The sequence below is a fragment of the Corynebacterium sp. HMSC068H04 genome, from assembly GCF_001811255.1.
In the GTDB taxonomy this organism is placed as follows: domain Bacteria; phylum Actinomycetota; class Actinomycetes; order Mycobacteriales; family Mycobacteriaceae; genus Corynebacterium; species Corynebacterium hesseae.
Map to the genome: position 1 here is coordinate 60,833 of NZ_KV803956.1, position 20,107 is coordinate 80,939.

Here is a 20,107-nt window from a genome sequence, read left to right on the forward strand (position 1 = left end):
AGGATAGAGAGAAAACAATGCTTATTTCCCAAGACTGGGTTACCCGCATCCTGGGCACCGCGAATTCCGGCTGGAGCGTACCTTCCGAAGAGTTGGACTCCGGCTTTGTCCGTGTTGGTTTTGAAACTGAGGGATTTGAGGCCCTCCCAGAGACGACCGGCCCGCTGGTTATTGGCCAGGTCGTCGAGATTGAAGAGCTCACGCAGTTCAAGAAGCCAATCCGTTATTGCCAGGTCAACGTTGGCCACGCAAATGGCACCGGCGAGCTGCAGGGCATCATCTGTGGCGCCCGCAATTTCCGTCTCAATGACTATGTCGTGGTCTCCCTCCCAGGTGCTGAGCTGCCCGGCGGCTTCAAGATTGCTGCCCGCGAGACCTATGACCACATCTCCAACGGCATGATGTGCTCCGCCGCTGAGCTCGGCTTCGGCGACAAGGCCAACGGCATTATCGTTCTAGGGGACGAGGTGGCGGACAAGGTTGGCGAGGACGCCCGCCCCATCATCGGTCTGGCTGATACCGTCTTCGACGTCAACATCACCCCGGATCGCGGCTACGCTCTCTCCGCGCGCGGTTTGACCCGCGAGGTGGCTTCGGCGTTTGACCTCACCTTCCCGGACGTGGCTCAGGACCCGAGCGCGGCCGGTGTGGATATCTCGGCTGTTCCTCAGGCACAGGGCGCGCTTATCGACGTTGACCTGCGCGAGGAAACCAAAGCCCAGCGCTTCGGTCTGCGCAAGGTCACCGGTATTGACCCCGCTGCCCGAACTCCATTTTGGATGGAGCGCGAGCTCATGTTGTCCGGCCAGCGCAGCGTCAACGTGGCCACCGACGTCACGAACTACGTCATGCTGTTGCTGGGTGCCCCGATGCACGCCTTCGATGCCAATGTGGTCAGCGGCAACCTTGTCGTGCGCAATGCCGCAGAAGGGGAGAAGTTCGAGACCCTAGATCACGTCAAGCGTGAGCTGTCGGCTGGTGACGTGGTCATCTGCGATGACAACGGCATTCAGTCCCTCGCCGGCGTCATGGGCGGTACGACCTCAGAGATTTCCGATGAGACCACGGATGTCTACTTCGAGTCTGCCATCTGGGATCCGATCACCGTGGCCCGGACCTCTCGCCGCCACAAGCTCTCCTCTGAGGCGTCCCGCCGCTTCGAGCGCGGCGTCGACCCGGACATTGTTGAGGTCGCCCTCGACGTCGCCTGCGCGCTGCTGCAGCAGATTGCTGGCGGCACCATCGAGGCTGGCAGGACGCTCGTGGGAGACGTCGCCAAGCGCGAGCCCATCACCCTGCGTACCGCCAAGCCCAGCGAATACGCCGGCGTGGAGTACTCCCGCGACACCATTATCCAGCGCCTGCACGAGGTGGGCTGCGACGTCACCGACAACGGTGATGAGCTGCAGGTTACCCCGGCGACGTGGCGCACGGATATCTCCATGGACGTCGACCTCATTGAGGAAGTCCTGCGCCTGGAAGGGCTAGAGGACATTCCCACTATGCTGCCGACCCCGGCAGGCGGTCGCGGTCTGACGCCGGCCCAGAAGCGCCGCCGCGCTATTGGCCACGCTTTGGCCTATGCCGGTTATGCCGAGGTCTTGCCGGCGCCGTTTATCCCGAACGACACCTTTGATACATGGGGCTTGGACAAGGAGGATCCGCGACGTAAGACTGTGGCCGTGCAGAATCCTCTCGAGTCCGACAAGGCCATTCTGTCCACGACGTTGCTCCCGAACCTTCTTGAGGCCATCGCGCGCAACGTGGCCCGTGGCCGAAGCGACCTTGCCCTTTTCGGTCTCCAGCAGGTGGCTTTCAAGCGCGCTGATGCGTCGCCGATGCCTTCGGTGGAGTCCCGCCCGGAGGAGTCCGTCGTGGCTGAGCTTTTGGAGTCCCTGCCTTTGCAGCCGCTGCACGTGGCTACGGTTGCTACCGGCAACATTGAGCACGAAGGTCCGTGGGGGACCGGCCGCGCGTATAGCTACGCAGATGCGATCGAGTCTGCGCGCCAGGTGGCTCGTTCCGCTGGTGTTGACGTTGCAGTTAAGGCAGCCGAACAGCTTCCGTGGCACCCGGGTCGCTGTGCCGCAATTGTCCTCGCCGATGATGAAGAGCAGGTCGTGGGCTATGCGGGTGAGCTGCACCCGCAGGTTCTTGAAGCTTTGGAGCTTCCTGCACGCACGTGTGCAATGGAGCTCGATGTTTCAGCACTGCCGTTGGAGGAGAAGTTCCCGGCACCTGTTCTGTCCTCCTTCCCGGCCCTGCACCAAGACATCGCGTTGGTCGTCGATGATGCCACCCCGGCTGAAGAGGTTCGTAAGGTCGTTGAGGAGGGCGCCGGTGAGCTGCTGGAGTCCGTGGAGCTTTTCGACGTCTTCCGCGGCGAGCAGCTTGGTGAGGACAAGAAATCCCTTGCCTTCCAGCTTCTTTTCCGCGCTGATGACCGCACACTGACTGATGACGCGGCGAACCAGCATCGTCTGGCCGCTGCGGAGCTGGCTCAGCAGCGTCTCGGCGCACAGATGCGGGCTTAGCCTATCGACATCTCTTAATCCATCAACCCGGTTCACCCCGCAGGTGGGCCGGGTTTCCCTTTGCGCAAGCGTGCGAAGGCGTGGGGAAAGATCCCCCAGCGCTGGTAGGTGTGTGGTTTAGCTCATAGCCTCAGAGGGGCAGCGTTTCCAACCCCGAAAGGATTGTCTACACCATGCGTCTGTTGTCCCGCCTTACCGCCACTGCCGCCGTTGTCGGTGCACTCACGATTGCCCCACATGCCTCCGCCGACCTATCACAAGGCTTCTCCAATGCCGACGGCACCGTCAACTGTGAAAGCGCGAATATCGAAGGAACCTACGTAGCATGTCTGTCCGAAGGCGCACGAGCTACCAGCCCGCAGTGCAACCCGCCGGGCCAACTGGCCCCGCGTTTTATTTACCATGCAGGCCGCTCTAAGGCTGATTGCTTCAACCAAGGGCTTACGACCACGAACTTCAAGCGCCTCCAGCCAGGCCAAGTTCACCAGTTCAATGAAGTCACCGCTATCGCTGATGCGCAGGGCGGCATCCACTTCGTCGGCCCACAGGGCTACCTAGGCTACGCAGGAAAGAAGGCCGTATCTGGTTCGGAGGGACTGGGGGACGTCTCCTCCCGCGTCATGTAGCCCAAATGCAGCCCTCGTTTCATAAAAAGGCCCGGAGTTAGCCGGCCCCGCGTCACCCCTATTTCCTCATCCACAGCTCGGATTCTCGCACTGTACCGCGAGAATCCGAGCTTTGCCGTTTATGGAATGAAGAAATACGGCGGCTGTTTTTCTTGAATAACATACGGCGGACTGCATTATTTGCTAGGGGGGCGGCATGAGTATTTCAGTAGCAATCGCCGGCGCCACAGGTTATGCAGGGAGCGAAATTCTACGCCTCTTGTTGTCGCACCCAGCGTACCTTTCAGGTGATCTGCGCATTGGCGCGCTCACGGGGCACTCCAATGCTGGCCAGCGAGTCTCCGAACTCATGCCGCATCTGCCGCAGTTGGCAGACCGTGTTATCGAGGACACCACCCCAGAAGTCCTCGCCGGCCATGACATCGTATTCCTCGGTTTGCCGCACGGGCATTCGGCGGAGATTGGCCGTCAGCTGGGGGAGTCCGTCACCGTCATCGATTGTGCCGCCGATTTCCGCCTCCGCAACAAAGAAGATTGGGATGCATTCTATGGCGGTGAGTATGCCGGCGCGTGGCCCTACGGGATCCCGGAAGTTCCCGGCAACCGCGAGAAGCTCAAGGGCAGCAACCGCGTGGCTGTTCCAGGGTGTTTTCCCACCACGATTACCCTGGGGGCCCTTCCTGCCGTGGCGCAAGGGCTAATTGAGCCAGACCTGTCCGTCATCGCGATTACCGGCGTATCCGGAGCCGGTAAGAAGGCCTCCGTGGCTCAGTTGGGCGCGGAGACAATGGGCAACCTCAAGGCCTACAAGCCGGGTGGCACCCACCGCCACACCCCGGAAGTCCTGCAGAACCTGCAACCCTTTACCCAGGAGCCGGTGTCCGTGAGTTTTACTCCGGTGCTTGCCCCTCTGCCGCGCGGCATTTTGGCCACGATTACGGCGCCGCTGAAGGGGGGCGTCGATAAGCGCAGCGTTGCCCAGGCTTTCCGTGAGTTCTACGCCGACGAGCCATTTTGCCTTGTGCTTCCGGAAGGTCAGCAACCGCAAACCCAGAACGTGGTGGGCAGCAACATGGTTCATATTCAGGCACACGTGGATGAGCGCGCTAACCGTCTTGTCATCACTGCGGCTTTAGACAACCTATGCAAGGGCACCGCCGGCGCAGCCGTTCAGTGTATGAACCTCACCTTGGGCTGGGAGGAAACTCTGGGCCTGCCGCAGGCAGCCGTCGCCCCCTAGATAACCCAATACTCGCCCGCGCGTTCCTCGCGCTACGCAATCCCGCTGGAACTGTAGTTCCGCTTAGACAAGGAGAAGACAGAAATGATTACCGCACCCGCCGGCTTCCTCGCTGGCGCCACGACGGCTGGGATTAAGCCCTCCGGAAAGCCGGATATGGCCCTCGTGGTCAATCAAGGTCCCAACTTTGATGCAGCCGCAGTGTTTACCCGTAACCGCGTGGTGGCTGCTCCCGTGAAGCTTTCCCGTGCAGCGGTAGCGGACGGTGTCATCCAAGCAGTCATTTATAACTCAGGCAACGCGAATGCCTGCAACGGCGTGCAAGGGGACAAGGATGCGGCGGCGATGGTAGCCGCTGTCTCCGAGCACACGGATATCCCCGCAGCCAACATCGCGGCGTGCTCGACGGGTCTTATCGGAGAGCTGCTTCCCATGGAGAAGGCATTGGCCGGTATCGAAGCGGTTGCCGGGGATCTCGGTTCTGATGAATCGCACGGTCAGGCCGCCGCGGAGGCAATCATGACCACCGATACCGTGGTCAAAGAATCGCTCTTTAAGGCCGAGGGTTGGAGCATGGGCGCCATGGGCAAGGGTGTGGGCATGATGGCTCCCTCTCTGGCCACCATGTTGGTATGCGTGACGACGGATGCCGTGGCCTCCCCACAAGCCTTGCGTTCGGCCCTGCAGATTGCTAGTGATCAGACCTTCAACACGCTTGACGTTGACGGCTCGACCTCCACCAATGACACGGTCATCATCCTGGCTTCTGGCGCTTCCGGTGTAGAGCCTAGCCAGGAAGAGCTGGATACTGCTGTTCTGGCGGTGTGTTCCGATATCGCGGATCAGCTCCAGGCAGATGCCGAGGGGGTGACCAAGCGCGTGAAGATCACGGTCGAAGGAACCTCCACCGATGAACAGGCGCTGAACGCCGCGCGCACCTTGGGGCGCGACAACCTTTTCAAGTGTGCGATGTTCGGCTCGGATCCCAACTGGGGTCGCGTGCTCGCCGCAGTGGGCATGGCGGATGCTGATATGGATCCGGAGAACATCTCGGTGTTCTTCAATGACCAGGCTGTGTGCGTTGGCTCCACCGGCGCGCCCGGCGCGCGTGATGTTGACCTTTCCGGGGCTGACATTGACGTACGCGTTGACCTAGGTACTGGTGGAAGCGGTACCGCTTTCGTGCGCACCACCGACTTGTCCCACGACTACGTGGAGATCAACTCCGCGTACAGCTCCTAAGAGAAGCAGGGAGGAAAGATGATTCAGGGACTCAGCAATGTAGACCGCGCCACTGTGCTCGCGGAAGCCTTGCCGTGGCTGCAGCACTACCGCGACAAGATCGTCGTCGTGAAGTACGGCGGCAACGCGATGGTGGATGACTCGCTCAAGGCCGCCTTCGCCGCTGACATGGTTTTCCTGCGCACCGTGGGCGCTAAGCCCGTGGTGGTGCACGGCGGGGGCCCGCAGATCAATGAGATGCTGGGCAAGCTGGGCATTGAAGGAGAATTCAAGGGCGGTTTCCGCGTGACCACCCCGGAAATCATGGACGTGGTCCGCATGGTTCTTTTCGGCCAGGTGGGTCGCGGTCTGGTGAATCTCATCAACTCCCACGGTCCCTACGCCGTGGGAACCTCCGGTGAGGACGCGGGTCTGTTTAAAGCCCGCAAGCGGCTTGTCGACGTCGACGGCGAGCCCACCGATATCGGCATGGTGGGAGACATCGTCAGCGTCGATCCCTCCGCCGTCATGGACATCATCGAGGCTGGGCGCATTCCGGTGGTCTCGACCATCGCTCCCGGAAATGACGGCGAGGTCTACAACATCAACGCGGATATCGCCGCCGGTGCATTGGCACGAGCACTGGGTGCTGAGCGCCTTGTCATCCTCACCAATGTGGAGGGCCTGTACACCGACTGGCCCAATCGCGATTCACTGGTGTCGAAAATTGAGGTCGACAAACTCAAAGCCCTGCTCCCAGGCCTGGATTCGGGCATGATTCCGAAGATGGAGTCCTGCCTTATGGCTGTCGAGGGAGATGTGAGCGCCGCCCACGTCATCGACGGGCGTATCGCCCACGCCGTGCTATTGGAGCTGCTTACTACGGGCGGCATCGGCACGATGGTGCTGCCCAATGATTACAACCGTGAGGACTACCCAGAAGGAACAGTCTTCAGGAAGGACGATAAGAAATGACCGCGCAGACCACATTGACGCAACGCTGGGGGCAAGTGCTCAGCAACACCTACGGCACCCCACCCGTGGCCATCGTGTCCGGCAAGGGCGCCACGGTGACCGATGAAGACGGTAAAGAATACATCGATATGCTCGCCGGCATTGCGGTGAACTCGCTGGGCTATGCCCACCCGGCCATCGTCGAGGCGGTCAGCGCCCAGGTGGCGACCGTTGGCCATGTCTCCAACCTCTTTGCTAGCAAACCCGTCGTCGAGGCTGCGGGCAAACTCCTGGAGAAGGTGGGGGATAGCGAGGCCCGTGTCTTCTTCTCAAACTCCGGGGCGGAAGCCAATGAGGCTGCCTTTAAGCTGGCACGCTTGACCGGCCGCCGCCGCATCCTCGCCGCGCACCACGGTTTCCACGGCAGGACGATGGGCTCTCTCGCCATGACCGGGCAACCTGCCAAGCGCAAGGCTTTCGAACCTTTCCCGGGCGGGGTGGAGTTCTATACCTACGGTGACATTGACTACTTGACCACCTTGGTGGAACAGAACCCGGAAGATACCGCCGCCATCATTCTGGAACCCATCCAAGGGGAGACCGGTGTGATTCCAGCGCCCGATGGATTCCTGCGCGCCGTGAGGGAGCTCTGCACCAAGCACGGCATCCTCATGATTGTCGATGAGGTGCAAACTGGTGTGGGGCGCACCGGCGATTTCTTTGCCTTCCAACATGAGGGCGTTCTTCCAGACGTCATCACCATGGCTAAGGGCTTGGGCGCGGGTATGCCGATCGGCGCCACCATTGCCCGTGGTCAGGCAAAGGATCTCTTCACCCCGGGTTCCCACGGCACGACGTTTGGCGGAAATCCCGTTTCCTGTGCGGCGGCCGCAACGGTGCTGGAGCTTGTCGACGCCCCCTTCCTCGCCGACGTTGCCCGAAAGGGAGAGTGGCTACGCAGTGAGGTGGCCAAAATCCCGGCGGTGCAGTCAGTCAGGGGCCGAGGGCTTATGCTAGGTGTTGTATTAAATAAATCGGTGGCTAAGGACGTTGTGGCTGCAGGCTTGGACCACGGTCTCATCCTCAACGCCCCAAGCAGCGAGGTCTTGCGCTTGACCCCGCCGTTGGTGATCACCGATGAGGAACTCACGCAAGCAATCGATCGCCTGCATAAGGTACTGGAGGAAATAGGATGAGCGTGCGCCATTTCTTGGCAGATGACGACCTCACATCGGAGGAACAAGCAGAGGTCTTGGACCTTGCCTTGAAGCTGAAGAAGGACCCCTTCTCCGAGCGTCCGCTGGAGGGCCCGAAGTCGGTCGCGGTTCTTTTTGACAAGACGTCGACGCGCACGCGCTTCTCCTTCGAGGCGGGAATTGCTCACCTGGGCGGGCACGCCATCGTCACGGAGACAAAGTCCACGCAGATGGGTAAAGGCGAGACGTACCAGGACACCGCTGCTGTTCTCTCCCGGTTTGTCGAGGCAATTGTCTGGCGCACCTACGCACACCAAAACCTGCTAGAGATGGCTGAAACCGCGACGGTACCCATCGTCAACGCTCTGTCCGATGACCTGCACCCGTGCCAGATCCTGGCGGATTTGGTGACCTGCCGCGAGAATTTTGGCGAGCTGACCGGCCTTAAGGCCGTCTACCTCGGCGATGGCAATAACAACATGGCCAACTCCTACATGCTGGGTTTTGCAACCGCGGGCATGGAGATGACGATTGTTGCGCCGGAAGGTTTCCAGCCGCAGCCGGAGTTTGTGGAACGCGCACGCAAGCGCGGCACGGTGACCGTGACCGATTCCCTCGACGGCGTCGACGGCGCCGATGTGGTTATCACCGATACGTGGGTGTCGATGGGCCAGGAAGATGATGGCAAGGACCGCCGGACCCCGTTCCTGCCTTACCAGGTCACCTCGGAAGTCATGGCACGCGCCAAGGAAGGGGCGATCTTCCTGCACTGCTTGCCTGCTTACCGCGGCAATGAAGTAACTGCCGATGTGATTGATGGGCCGCAGTCCCGCGTCTTTGATGAGGCGGAGAACCGCCTCCACGCACAGAAGGCGCTACTCGTGTGGCTTCTTGCAGCTCAGGAGGAGAAGTAGACGAATGACGACGACCCCAACTACGCGCAATGCCCGCCAGGCCAAGATTCTGGAGATACTCGATCGCACGCGGGTCACGAGCCAAGTTCAACTCTCTGAGCTTTTGCTTGATGAGGGAATTGACATCACGCAAGCTACGTTGTCGCGTGATCTCGACGAGCTGGGCGCTAAAAAGGTAAAACGCGATGGTGGCCGTTCCTTCTACGTTGTGGGCGGCGAGCTGGAGCAGTTCGAAGACCAACTCAACGGTCCGCGTGAGAAGCTACGCCGCATGCTCGATGAGCTCGTGGTGTCGCATGACTACTCCGGCAATATTGCGATGTTGCGCACCCCCGCGGGCGCCGCGCAGTATTTGGCATCTTTCATCGACCGCGTGGGCTTGCCGGATGTCGTCGGTTGCATCGCGGGCGATGACACCATCTTCGTCCTCGCCCGTGAGGGATTAGGGGGCCGGGAGCTGGCGGAGAAGCTCACCAACCGCAGCATTTAACATTTATACGTAAGTCTGTATAATATAAATCAGTTCGATTTTTAGCACCTGTTTGTCTTAAAGGAGCAAATACTATGACTGCACGCGTTGTGCTTGCCTACTCTGGCGGTCTGGATACATCCGTCGCCATTCCCTACCTGGCCAAGATGACCGGTGGCGAGGTTATCGCCGTGTCCCTAGACCTGGGCCAGGGCGGCGAGGATATGGACTCCGTGCGTCAGCGCGCTCTTGACTGCGGTGCCGTCGAGTCCATCGTGGTTGACGCTAAGGATGAGTTCGCCGAAGAGTACTGCCTGCCCACCATCAAGGCGAACGGCATGTACATGAAGCAGTACCCACTGGTGTCTGCTATTTCCCGCCCGCTCATCGTCAAGCACCTGGTCGAGGCGGCCCAGGCGCACGGTGGTACTCACGTATCCCACGGCTGCACCGGCAAGGGTAATGACCAGGTGCGTTTCGAGGTTTCCTTCCGCGCGCTGGATCCCACCCTGGAAATCATTGCTCCCGCGCGTGACTATGCCTGGACCCGCGACAAGGCCATCGCCTTTGCCGAGGAAATCAACCTTCCCATCGAGCAGTCCGCTGCCTCTCCGTTCTCCATTGACCAGAATGTCTGGGGCCGCGCGGTAGAGACCGGCTTCCTGGAGGATCTGTGGAACCCGCCGACAAAGGATCTCTACGCCTACACCGAGCAGCCGGATCTGGGCAATGCCCCGGATGAGGTGACCATCACCTTCGATAAGGGTGTGCCCACCGCCATCGACGGCAAGCCGGTTACCGTCCTGCAGGCTATCGAGGAGCTCAACCGCCGTGCCGGTGCCCAGGGCATTGGCCGCCTCGACATGGTGGAAGACCGCCTGGTGGGTATTAAGTCCCGCGAGGTCTACGAGGCACCGGGCGCCATGGTGCTCATCAAGGCTCACGAGGCACTCGAAGATGTCACTGTGGAGCGCGAGTTGGCTCGCTACAAGCGCCTTACCGACGCCCGCTGGTCCGAGGAGGTCTACGACGGCCTCTGGTTCTCTCCGCTGAAGCGCTCGTTGGATGCCTTCACCGAGTCCACCCAGGAGAACGTCACCGGCGATATCCGCATGGTTCTGCATGCTGGTACCGCCACCGTAAATGGCCGCCGTTCGGGCCAGTCCCTCTACTCCTTCGACCTAGCCACTTATGACACCGGTGATACCTTCGACCAGACCGCTGCCAAGGGCTTTGTCCAGCTGCATGGCCTGTCGACGCAAATCTCCAACCAGCGTGACCGCGACGGCGGTTTCCCCACGGGCAAGTAGAACAACTAAGCCAAGGTAAGGAATCGATGCACAAGACCAATGAGGGTGCGCTGTGGGGCGGCCGCTTTTCGGGCGGCCCCTCCGAGGCGATGTTTGCCCTGTCCGTATCTACCCACTTCGACTGGGTGCTGGCGCCCTATGACGTGCTAGCCTCCAAGGCTCATGCCAAGGTACTGCACAAGGCGGGCCTGCTTTCCGACGCCGACTTGGACACCATGCTCTCTGGGCTCAGTGAGCTGGGGGAGAAGGTTGCCTCCGGCGAGTTTGGGCCGCTGCCGACCGACGAGGACGTGCACGGGGCCATGGAACGCGGGCTTATCGACATCGTTGGCCCCGAGGTAGGCGGGCGCTTGCGTGCCGGCCGCTCCCGTAACGACCAGGTAGCCACCCTGTTCCGGATGTGGATTCGTGACGCCATTCGCGATATCGCACTCCAGGTCACTGACTTGGTGGAGGCCTTGGCTGGTCAAGCCGAAGCTCACCCGGATGCGATCATGCCGGGTAAGACCCACTCCCAGGCAGCGCAGCCGGTCTTGTTGGCACACGAACTGCTCGCTCACGCGCAGCCGTTGCTGCGTGATATTGAGCGCCTTCAGGATCTGGATAAGCGCCTGGCTGTGTCACCTTATGGCTCGGGTGCGCTCGCCGGCTCTTCGCTGCACTTGGACCCGGAAGCCATTGCTGAGGAGCTCGGCTTTGATTCCTCCGCAGAGAACTCTCTGGATGGAACGGCAGCGCGTGACTTTGCTTCTGAAACGGCCTTCGTCCTTACTCAGATTGCCGTCGATATGTCCCGTCTTTCCGAGGAGATCATCTACTGGTGCACTCCAGAGTATGGCTACGTCACTCTGGACGATGCCTGGTCTACTGGCTCTTCGATCATGCCGCAAAAGAAGAATCCGGACGTTCCGGAGCTGACCCGTGGCAAGACGGGACGTCTCATCGGCAACCTCACCGGATTGCTCTCCACGTTGAAGGCGCAGCCTCTGGCTTACAACCGTGACCTGCAGGAAGATAAGGAACCCATCGTGGATTCGGTAGCACAGCTCAACCTGCTGCTACCGGCTATGACCGGCCTTATTGAGACCCTGACCTTCCACGAGGATCGCATGCGCGAGCTCGCCCCTCGCGGCTTTACTTTGGCTACTGATTTGGCCGAGTGGATGGTGCGCCAGGGCGTTCCCTTCCGCGAAGCGCACGAGGCCTCCGGTGCTTGCGTGCAAATTGCGGAAGCTCGGGGTGTTGACCTGGTGGACCTCACGGATGAGGAGCTGGCGGGCGTCGATAAGCGCCTGCTCCCCGAAGTCCGTGAAGTTCTCACCATCGATGGGGCAGTGGCCTCACGTTCTACCAAGGGCGGCACCGCCGGTGTGCGCGTGGTGGAGCAGCGTGAAAAGGTTCGTGAGTGCGCTGCTGCCGCGCGGAAGTGGGCAGAAACTCCACTGCGCTAGTCTCAACAAGCTCTGTCACCGCATGGCCGCTTTGGGCCATGCGGTTCTTTTGTGTGCGGGGGTAGGGGAGGCCGCTCGTTTTGGCTGCGTGCGTATGTGCCGTGGGGCACTGTAGGGGTAGATAGTGATGGCAGTCTCATAATGTCGCTATAACGTTTCATTAGGGAATGTGAAGCAAAGGCACGTTCTTAACGCGGAAAGGACTATCTCCCTGATGACTGAACTACTTCGGCCACCGAACACGGAGTCGCACGAAAAAGAGAAAGCGGTCTATGCCTCGGAAGATCACGGACTGCAGAAGGGGATGAGTAACCGTCAGCTTCAGATGATCGCCATCGGTTCAGCTATCGGCACCGGGCTCTTGCTCGGCACCGGTGGCCGGTTGCAAACGGCGGGGCCCTTCCTCGCTGTTTTGTATTTGGTGTGCGGATTCTTTGGCTATATCATCCTGCGCTCGCTCGGCGAACTCATCGTGTACCGCCCAAGTTCTGGCTCTTTCGTTTCTTATGCCCGTGAGTTCTACGGCGAGAAGACCGCTTTTGTCACCGGCTGGCTCTACTGGGGAAACTGGGCTGCCACCTTGGTCGCAGATGGCACGGCCGTGGCGATCTATATCAAATGGTTTGGTCAGTACACCTCGTGGTTGGACGCCGTCCCGCAGTGGGTGCTGGCCCTGGGCGTTGTGTGCAGCATCCTCTTGTTCAATATGCTCTCGGTAAAGATCTTCGGCGAGCTGGAGTATTGGTTCTCCATGATCAAGATCATCGCCCTCCTGGTCTTCATGGCGGTGGCCATCGGGGTGGTCATTCTGGGCCATCCCAACGGTGACCCCACCGGTTTTAGCCTTATTGCTGATGCCGGTGGTTGGCTTCCTAATGGCCTGTTGCCTGCAGTAATTGTCATCCAGGGCGTTGTCTTTGCCTATGCAGGCATCGAGTTGGTAGGTACCACGTCGGGTGAGACAAAGGACGTCGAAAAGCATATTCCGCGTGCGGTGAATAGTGTTCTATTCCGTATCGTGGTCTTCTATTTCGGCAGCGTGCTGCTGCTGACCCTGGTTTTGCCCTACACCACCTACGTCACAGAAGTATCGCCATTCGTGACCTTCTTTGAGTCACTTGGCGCAGGTTATGCTGCGCCTATCTTCCAGCTGGTGGTAATCACCGCTGCGATTTCCTCATTGAATGCCGGTCTGTATTCGACGGGCCGCATCATGTACAACATGTCTACTGCTGGCTCAGGGCCCAAATTCGGTGCCCGCATGTCCAAATCTGGCGTTCCTTATGGAGGCATCGTGATGGCCGCCTTCGTCGGTCTCGCTGGTGTGTTTCTTAACTATGTGGTGCCCGAGATGGCTTTCGAGATCGTATTGAATCTGGCCGCGCTGGGCACGTTGGCGTCGTGGGCCGCCGTAGCCATGTCTCACATCAAATTTGTGCACCTGGCGAAGAAGGGGCGCTATACCCGTCCCAATTATCGCTCGCCCTTCGGCCAAGCAGGTGATTGGTCTGTGCTTGCCTTCATCGCGGTGGTCATTATCCTTATGGCTTTTGATTACCCGATCGGAACCTTCGCTCTGGCCTCTACGCTGCTTCTCATTCCGGTGTTCGCTGCCATGTGGTTTGCCTGGCGTGAGCGTATCTACACCATCGCGGCGGAGAGGAAGGCCAAGCACCTTCCCACCTCGCGCTTCCCAGCCGCGCCGCAGACGGACCTTCACCCGAAGAATTAACACAAGGATCAAGATCGGAGATTGCAATGAACCATGCTGTCAAATTCGTAGATGTAGAGAATATGGCGCGCTGGATACAGCGTGAGGGAGTAGAAAACATCATTATCGGAATGGTGGACTACCTTGAGGCGGACTACCGCGAATGGGAGCGATTCGACAAAATCGCACGCGTGGCTTCTCACACCCCGTTCGGCGTCATCGAACTCATGCCTACCTCCAATGGCAAGGAGTACTCCTTCAAGTACGTCAATGGTCATCCTTCGAACCCCGCACGTGGCTTTCAGACGGTAACTGCTTTTGGCGTGCTTGCTGACGTCGACAACGGTTACCCCACGTTCGAGGCCGAAATGACTTTGCTTACGGCACTGCGCACGGCGGCCACCTCCGCCATGGTGGCAAAGCACCTAGCCCGAAAGGACTCGAAGCGTATGGCCATGGTGGGGGCTGGCTCGCAGTCAGAGTTCCAGGCCCTTGCATTCCGCGGTGTCATGGGGATCGATGACATCGCTATTTATGACATTGACCCGAAGGCAGTAGAAAAGTTCCAGCGAAACGTGGAGCCATTGGGATTCAACATCACAGCTTGCTCAAGTGTTGATGAAGCCGTACAGGGCGCCGACATCATCACCACCTGCACGGCCGATAAAGCCCAGAACCAAATCCTGGCTGAGCATCACGTCGCGCCTGGCATGCACCTCAATGCGGTTGGTGGTGACTGCCCGGGCAAGACCGAGCTAGAGAGCTCTATCTTGGACAAGTCCAAGGTCTTTGTTGAGTTCCCAGAACAGACGCGCATCGAGGGCGAGATTCAGCAGAAGCCGGCAGACTTTCCAGTGGTCGAGTTCTATCAGGTACTTACTGGGCAGGCGACGGGCCGCGAAAGCGATGACCAGATCACGCTTTTCGACGATGTCGGATTCGCCATCAATGACTTTTCTGCCCTTCGCTACCTTCGTGATTCTGTAAGGGGTACTGATTTGGAGTCAGAGATCGATATCATTGCCAACCCGGAGGACCCTAAGGACCTCTTCTCTTTGGTCGCGAACGTCCCCTCGCTTCTTTAGCCCAATGGTCGGGACAGAGTCGCCGCCCTTTTCTCTGTCCCGCTGTGGCCGCATTGATCTCTTCAGTTCTTATTAAGGCAACCGCTTTCGGGCAGCAGCAGCGGGGGACTGCATCGGGGGTGCGCGATCGGTAAGTCGAGCACCATGGCGGAGTGCCTTTTATGATTTAGGTCATGAGTAGCGCACAGCCGGGTGGACGAAAGAAGTCAGTTATCGCAGCCCTCGCCTTCCTGGTTGTCGCTATTGTCTCCGTGGTAGTAGGGCGTGGCTGGATTTCGATGCCCAGCTTTAGCTTTCCCAGTTCGCCCTCCTCGCATCGCGACCTCCTCCGCGTGAAGGGTGCCATCAGTCCGGAAGATGAGGAGTTTTTTAAAGCCGCGGAGCGGCAACAGGTATTTGCAGAGGTTGGCATCTCGGTGACGTATGACGTTTTCTCGCCCCAGGACTTGGTAGAGATTGCTAGCAGGCCCGACCCTGACTATGACTTCGTCATGCCCGTCGTGGATGGCGCGGCACGTGTTGCTGAGACGAAGAATAAATCCACGACCATCACTGGGGCCGACCCCGGCTCGGTGGTTGCATTCTCTACGCCACTCATCGCACTGGTCTATACGGATTTGGTGGGCGATATGGAATCTCAAGGCTTGGTGGTCGACAACGGCGGTAACAAGTCCCTCGATCTTGCAAAACTGAACGAGATGTCAAAGGAAGGCACTCGCTGGCGCGATATTAGGCCGTCTTTTGGATCTCCTCGCGTTGTCGATGTTGCGGTTCCCAGCCTCCGCGAATCCAATGCAGCGTTGCAGTATGCCGCCCTGATTCGTTCCGTCGGGGGAAGAGCAGGCGGTGATGATGCCATGCAGCGACTACTCGTCGGTCAAGGTCACGGAGAGGCTAGCACGCAGGGAATTTTTGATACCTACCTGCGTCTTGGGAAGGGCGAGATGCCCATGGTGTTGGCCACCGAAGCCGAGTACGTAGCCGAACTTTTAAAGCAATCAGATTCTGAGGGCAGTACGAAGCTCAAGGACTACACTCCTTTAGCTCTCGTCCCAGGGGCAATGCTGACCTCCACCGTCGTCCCGCAAACGGAGGAAGGTGATGCTTTCGCCGCCGCCGTGAGTGACCGTTCAATTCAAGGTGTTGCCGCGATGCAGGGATACCGCACGGAGCCGACCAGCATCTTCGACAAGCTGGTCGCCGACGTGGAGTACAGCCCTCTCCCTCTGCCAACTCAACAACGTCCCACGTCTTGGCAAGACATTGAAGCCATTCAGCAAGAGCTGGGATTAATCACGGGAAACGAACTCCCGGAAAGGATGATGTGAATGTTGCGATCCCTGAAGGCATTCGTCGCCGTGTCGTGCATGATGACTCTTGCTGCTTGTTCCGCTGTCAGTGGAAACAGTTGGCTCGACGACTCAACCTCAAGCGAGCAAGAGCAAGACGGTGACCTGAAGATTGTCGCCGCAACGGAGCTTGCACCGCTGGAGCCGGTCCTGGAACAGGCCTCCGAGGAGCTCGGCTTTGATATCACCATGACCACGGAGTCAGGCACGTTGGAGAACTCCCGTTCGCTGCAACAAGGAACCTTTGATCGTCACTATGACGCCACGTGGTTCGCCACCAACCGCTACGCCCGCATCATTGGTGCCGATAGCAAGTTGGGAAAGGAATTCAGCGTCGCGCGCTCACCTGTGGCGTTGGGCGTGCATAAGGATATCGCACGCAAGCACGGATGGGACACCACGCAGCCGACCTGGCAGGAGATTTCAGATTCAGGTATCACCTTTGGGATGACCGACCCATCAACGTCGAACTCGGGTTTCTCCGCCTTGTCTGCGGCCACCACCGCTTTCGCGGACACTGGCCGAGCGCTAACGGAGGAGGATATCTACAAGGCTTCGGACAAGGTCCAAGACCTGTTTGGTAATCAGACGCTCACCTCTGGCTCCTCGGGATGGTTGGCGGATCGCTTCCGCGAGCATCCGGAGCAAGCGGACGCGATTATTAACTACGAATCCGTGCTCTATCAGCTCCAGGACGAAGGCGCAGACCTACAAGTGGTCATTCCTTCCGATGGTGTCATTTCCGCGGATTATCCACTCACGGCCCTTCATAGCTCCCCAGACGATGACGCAGAAGCTAAGGTGCAGGCGTTGGCTGACTGGTTGCGTGATTCTCCCCAGCTGCTGAAGAGCTACCACCTGCGCGTGGACAATTCCGATCTGCCCGGCACCATGTTCGAGCTTCCTTATCCAGCTAACGAGAAGACTGCACAGGCGCTGGAGGCCGCATTCGCCCACGAGCTGCGCAAACCGGGCAACACGTCTCTTGTGCTGGATACCTCGGGTTCTATGCAAGGTGAGCGTATCGAGCTTCTCAAGAGCAGCTTGCGCCCGCTTATCGACGGCTCTGCGGACGGCAATACCGCGGAACAAGGCCAGGTTGCCTTCCGTAACCGCGAGCAAATCAAGCTCATGCCGTACTCGTCCGAACCTCAGCCAGTGACCCGCGCGGTGATGGATACCGAAAACATGGGCTCGGTCAAAGAACTGGCGGATCGAGTAGAGGACCTGCAGGCCGACGGAGAAACCGCCACGTTCGATTCAGTGCTTAAAGCCTTTGATGAGCTGAGCACTGGCGACGGCGATATTGGCACCGTGGTGCTCATGACCGACGGTGAGGTCACTCGCGGCCGAACCTTTGCTCAGTTTAAGGAGGCGTATGAACAGCTCCCACCGGACAAGAAGGATATCCCGGTGTTCGTCATCTTGTACGGTGAAGCCAATGTTCAAGAGATGGAGGAGCTAGCCCAACTCACCGGCGGTAAAACCTTCAACGCCATCGACGGTGATCTGGCCGGGGCCTTCGAAGAAATTCGCGCTTATCAGTAAAACACCATTCTCCATTGTCAAGGAAGGCAGGCATCCATGGACTACGTAACCCCTCGCAAGGTAATTGCCGCAGTTGTAGTGACGGTGCTCGTCGCTGCCTTGCACTTCCTCACTGGCGGCGGCCTGGGATTCCTTTGGCCTATCGTGGCGGCCAGCTGCGGCGCGGCAGCCGGATTCCTCATCCCGCCGGAGAAGCGACACAGGGAACTGCCTGCACCACCGGTGTCTGAGGCGGGACGGCTGACCACAAGCCTGAACAGAACTCGCTGCAGCCTGTACCACCGAGACATTCCGGCGCCCGTAGATCGCGCGTGGACGGAGTTCGACGCCTCGGCAACGTGGGTGCTCAACAACTGGGACAGGCTCGATGATGCCCCAAGTCAGCAGTCCCTTGTCCGCGACATGATTGAGGAGCACTCGAGCAGTTTGGTGAAGTCCTATTTGGAGGTAACGGAACTCAACGAGCCCGCAGCGGTCAAAGAGGTGACTGAGGCGCTGGGGATACTCAATCGAGAGATGACGGAGATTCGTGACGCCATTGTCCAGAACTCGGTCCGTGGCCTGCAGGATCACTCCATGGCGCTGAAGCTGCAATTTGGTGGGACCACTCCTTCTGCAGATTCCAAGGAGGTGTAGGGTTGGCGGGTATGAGTCTTGATCCGAAGCTGCTCGACATTTTGGTGTGTCCGCAGGACAAGGGCCCGCTGAACTACCTGGAAGAAGAACAGGTACTGGTCAATGACCGGCTAGGGGTGGCCTATCCCATTGAAAACGGTATTCCTGTCATGCTGGCCGATCACGCAACACCGTGGCCGCCAACTGACGACGATGCCTAAGACGCATCCCGCGAATTTAGTGGTCTTTGCGAACACTTATCCCGTCCAGCCGGAATCGAAGTAAAAGGAGCCTCCATGAACATCATTGATGAGCTGCAGTGGCGCGGCCTCATTAACCAGTCCACAGATCTCGACGCCCTCCGCGCGGCTTGCGAGGAACCCATCACTCTATATTGCGGTTTCGACCCCACGGGTGACTCCTTGCACGCGGGCCACTTGGTGCCGATGATTATGCTGCGCCGTTTTCAAAAGGCCGGGCATCACCCAATCGCCCTCGCTGGTGGCGCTACGGGGCAAATCGGCGACCCGCGGGATGTGGGGGAGCGCTCCATGCTTTCGCAGGAGACCATCAACGAGAATATGGTGGCTATCAAGAAGCAGCTGCGCCAGTTCATTGACTTCGAGGGTGAGAACGCGGCGACCATGGTCAATAACGCGGACTGGACTTCTCAGATGTCTGTCATTGACTTCCTGCGCGACGTGGGAAAGAACTTTTCTTTGAATACGATGCTGGACCGTGACACGGTCAAGCGTCGCTTGGAGTCCGACGGAATTTCGTACACTGAGTTCTCCTACATGCTGCTCCAGTCCAACGACTACGTGCACCTGCACAACGAGCTGAATTGTGTCCTGCAGATCGGCGGTGGCGACCAGTGGGGTAACATCGTATCTGGCGTGGATCTCAACCGACGTGTCAACGGTGCGAAGGTTCACGGCCTTACCGTTCCGTTGGTTACGGACGCCCAGGGCCAGAAGTTCGGTAAATCCACCGGTGGCGGAAAGCTGTGGTTGGATCCGGAGAAAACGTCCCCGTACGCGTGGTACCAGTACTTCCTAAACGCTGGCGACTCTGTGGTCATCGATTACCTGCGTTGGTTCACCTTCCTTGATCAGGAAGAGATTGCTTCCTACGAACAGAAGGTCGCGGACGAGCCATTCCGTCGTGAAGCGCAGCGCCGGTTGGCCCAGGAGATGACCACATTGGTGCACGGTGAAGAGGCTACGAAGGCTGTGGAGCTAGCAGCGCAGGCACTGTTCGGCAAAGCTGAGCTCACTGATTTGGACGAAAATACCCTGGCTGGTGCCTTGTCTGAGACCACTGTGGCAGAGATTTCCGCAGGGGAGCCGCGAACCATTGTTGATTTGTTGGTTGCCGCTGGCTTGGCCGATTCGAAGGGCGCTGCCCGACGCACCATCAAGGAAGGTGGCGCGTATGTCAACAACAAGCGCATTGAGTCTGATGAGTGGGAGCCGGACGCTACGGATCTGCTTCACGGTTCGTGGCTTGTTCTGCGACGAGGAAAGAAGAACTTCGCCGGTGCCAAGCTCAGCTAACAACCGGTCTTCTTAGTCGGAGCAGACTATGCCTATCCCGCCGCCTTGTGCGGCGGGATTCGTCGTTTTCTGTACATGCGATTCACAACCGGGATAAGAACTGCTCGAAAAAGCATGAATACCTGGGGATTTGTTGTTTGTTTGGGGTGTGCGTATATTTATCGAAGTCGCCGCGAGACGCTGGTGACACGGAGATTAACTCCCAGTTGACAAGGTTTAAACTTGTTTACTAGAGTGTGAACTCCAGCCGCTCAAGACGGTGAATGATAAACATTCATTGCGCTGAGTGTGCGGATGATGTTTGAGAACTCAATAGTGTGCCAATGTA

17 protein-coding genes are annotated in these 20,107 nt (G+C 59.0%); all 17 read left to right on the plus strand.

All coding sequences use genetic code 11. The features are described from left to right. Nucleotides 1–17: 17 nt before the first annotated feature. Nucleotides 18–2,534, plus strand: a complete 2,517-nt coding sequence (gene pheT / locus HMPREF2792_RS00310; RefSeq protein WP_070529920.1) for a phenylalanine--tRNA ligase subunit beta — start codon at nucleotides 18–20, stop codon at nucleotides 2,532–2,534. A gap of 173 nt (nucleotides 2,535–2,707) precedes the next feature. Next, complete coding sequence (locus HMPREF2792_RS00315; protein ID WP_070529922.1) at nucleotides 2,708–3,160, plus strand: hypothetical protein; 453 nt, start codon at nucleotides 2,708–2,710, stop codon at nucleotides 3,158–3,160. A 196-nt stretch (nucleotides 3,161–3,356) separates the two neighbouring features. Next, nucleotides 3,357–4,400: an N-acetyl-gamma-glutamyl-phosphate reductase gene (argC, locus tag HMPREF2792_RS00320; protein ID WP_070529924.1), complete on the plus strand. Its 1,044-nt coding sequence runs from the start codon at nucleotides 3,357–3,359 to the stop codon at nucleotides 4,398–4,400. An 84-nt stretch (nucleotides 4,401–4,484) separates the two neighbouring features. Beyond that, nucleotides 4,485–5,642 (plus strand): bifunctional glutamate N-acetyltransferase/amino-acid acetyltransferase ArgJ, encoded by a 1,158-nt coding sequence (gene argJ, locus HMPREF2792_RS00325; RefSeq protein WP_070529926.1) that lies wholly within the window; start codon nucleotides 4,485–4,487, stop codon nucleotides 5,640–5,642. Nucleotides 5,643–5,660: 18 nt separating this feature from the next. After that, nucleotides 5,661–6,596 carry an acetylglutamate kinase gene (gene argB / locus HMPREF2792_RS00330; RefSeq protein WP_070529928.1) on the plus strand — a complete coding sequence of 312 codons (936 nt, stop codon included), beginning with the start codon at nucleotides 5,661–5,663 and terminating at the stop codon, nucleotides 6,594–6,596. Beyond that, on the plus strand, nucleotides 6,593–7,771 hold the full coding sequence (locus HMPREF2792_RS00335; RefSeq protein ID WP_070529930.1) for an acetylornithine transaminase: 1,179 nt from the start codon (nucleotides 6,593–6,595) through the stop codon (nucleotides 7,769–7,771). Before argB ends, HMPREF2792_RS00335 begins: the two co-directional genes overlap by 4 nt. Further along, nucleotides 7,768–8,685: an ornithine carbamoyltransferase gene (gene argF / locus HMPREF2792_RS00340; RefSeq protein ID WP_070529932.1), complete on the plus strand. Its 918-nt coding sequence runs from the start codon at nucleotides 7,768–7,770 to the stop codon at nucleotides 8,683–8,685. The genes HMPREF2792_RS00335 and argF overlap by 4 nt, the downstream gene beginning before the upstream one ends. A 4-nt stretch (nucleotides 8,686–8,689) precedes the next feature. Beyond that, nucleotides 8,690–9,175 carry an arginine repressor gene (locus HMPREF2792_RS00345; RefSeq protein ID WP_070529935.1) on the plus strand — a complete coding sequence of 162 codons (486 nt, stop codon included), beginning with the start codon at nucleotides 8,690–8,692 and terminating at the stop codon, nucleotides 9,173–9,175. A 74-nt stretch (nucleotides 9,176–9,249) separates the two neighbouring features. Then, nucleotides 9,250–10,464, plus strand: a complete 1,215-nt coding sequence (locus HMPREF2792_RS00350) for an argininosuccinate synthase (RefSeq protein ID WP_070529937.1) — start codon at nucleotides 9,250–9,252, stop codon at nucleotides 10,462–10,464. A 26-nt stretch (nucleotides 10,465–10,490) separates the two neighbouring features. Next, the gene (gene argH / locus HMPREF2792_RS00355) at nucleotides 10,491–11,915 is read left to right on the plus strand and encodes an argininosuccinate lyase (protein WP_070529939.1); all 1,425 of its coding nucleotides are present in this window, start codon (nucleotides 10,491–10,493) and stop codon (nucleotides 11,913–11,915) included. A 214-nt stretch (nucleotides 11,916–12,129) separates the two neighbouring features. Then, on the plus strand, nucleotides 12,130–13,647 hold the full coding sequence (locus HMPREF2792_RS00360) for an amino acid permease (RefSeq protein WP_070529941.1): 1,518 nt from the start codon (nucleotides 12,130–12,132) through the stop codon (nucleotides 13,645–13,647). Between the two features lie 26 nt (nucleotides 13,648–13,673). Then, nucleotides 13,674–14,711: an ornithine cyclodeaminase gene (locus HMPREF2792_RS00365; protein ID WP_070529943.1), complete on the plus strand. Its 1,038-nt coding sequence runs from the start codon at nucleotides 13,674–13,676 to the stop codon at nucleotides 14,709–14,711. Between the two features lie 173 nt (nucleotides 14,712–14,884). Next, complete coding sequence (locus HMPREF2792_RS00370; protein ID WP_070529945.1) at nucleotides 14,885–16,039, plus strand: hypothetical protein; 1,155 nt, start codon at nucleotides 14,885–14,887, stop codon at nucleotides 16,037–16,039. After that, the gene (locus HMPREF2792_RS00375) at nucleotides 16,040–17,608 is read left to right on the plus strand and encodes a vWA domain-containing protein (protein ID WP_070529947.1); all 1,569 of its coding nucleotides are present in this window, start codon (nucleotides 16,040–16,042) and stop codon (nucleotides 17,606–17,608) included. A gap of 36 nt (nucleotides 17,609–17,644) precedes the next feature. After that, the gene (locus HMPREF2792_RS00380) at nucleotides 17,645–18,244 is read left to right on the plus strand and encodes a hypothetical protein (protein ID WP_070529949.1); all 600 of its coding nucleotides are present in this window, start codon (nucleotides 17,645–17,647) and stop codon (nucleotides 18,242–18,244) included. Nucleotides 18,245–18,255: 11 nt separating this feature from the next. Beyond that, nucleotides 18,256–18,444, plus strand: a complete 189-nt coding sequence (locus HMPREF2792_RS00385; RefSeq protein WP_070523125.1) for a Trm112 family protein — start codon at nucleotides 18,256–18,258, stop codon at nucleotides 18,442–18,444. Between the two features lie 75 nt (nucleotides 18,445–18,519). After that, entirely contained in the window at nucleotides 18,520–19,779 is a 1,260-nt protein-coding gene (gene tyrS, locus HMPREF2792_RS00390) for a tyrosine--tRNA ligase (RefSeq protein WP_070523122.1), read from the plus strand. Nucleotides 19,780–20,107 lie beyond the last annotated feature (328 nt).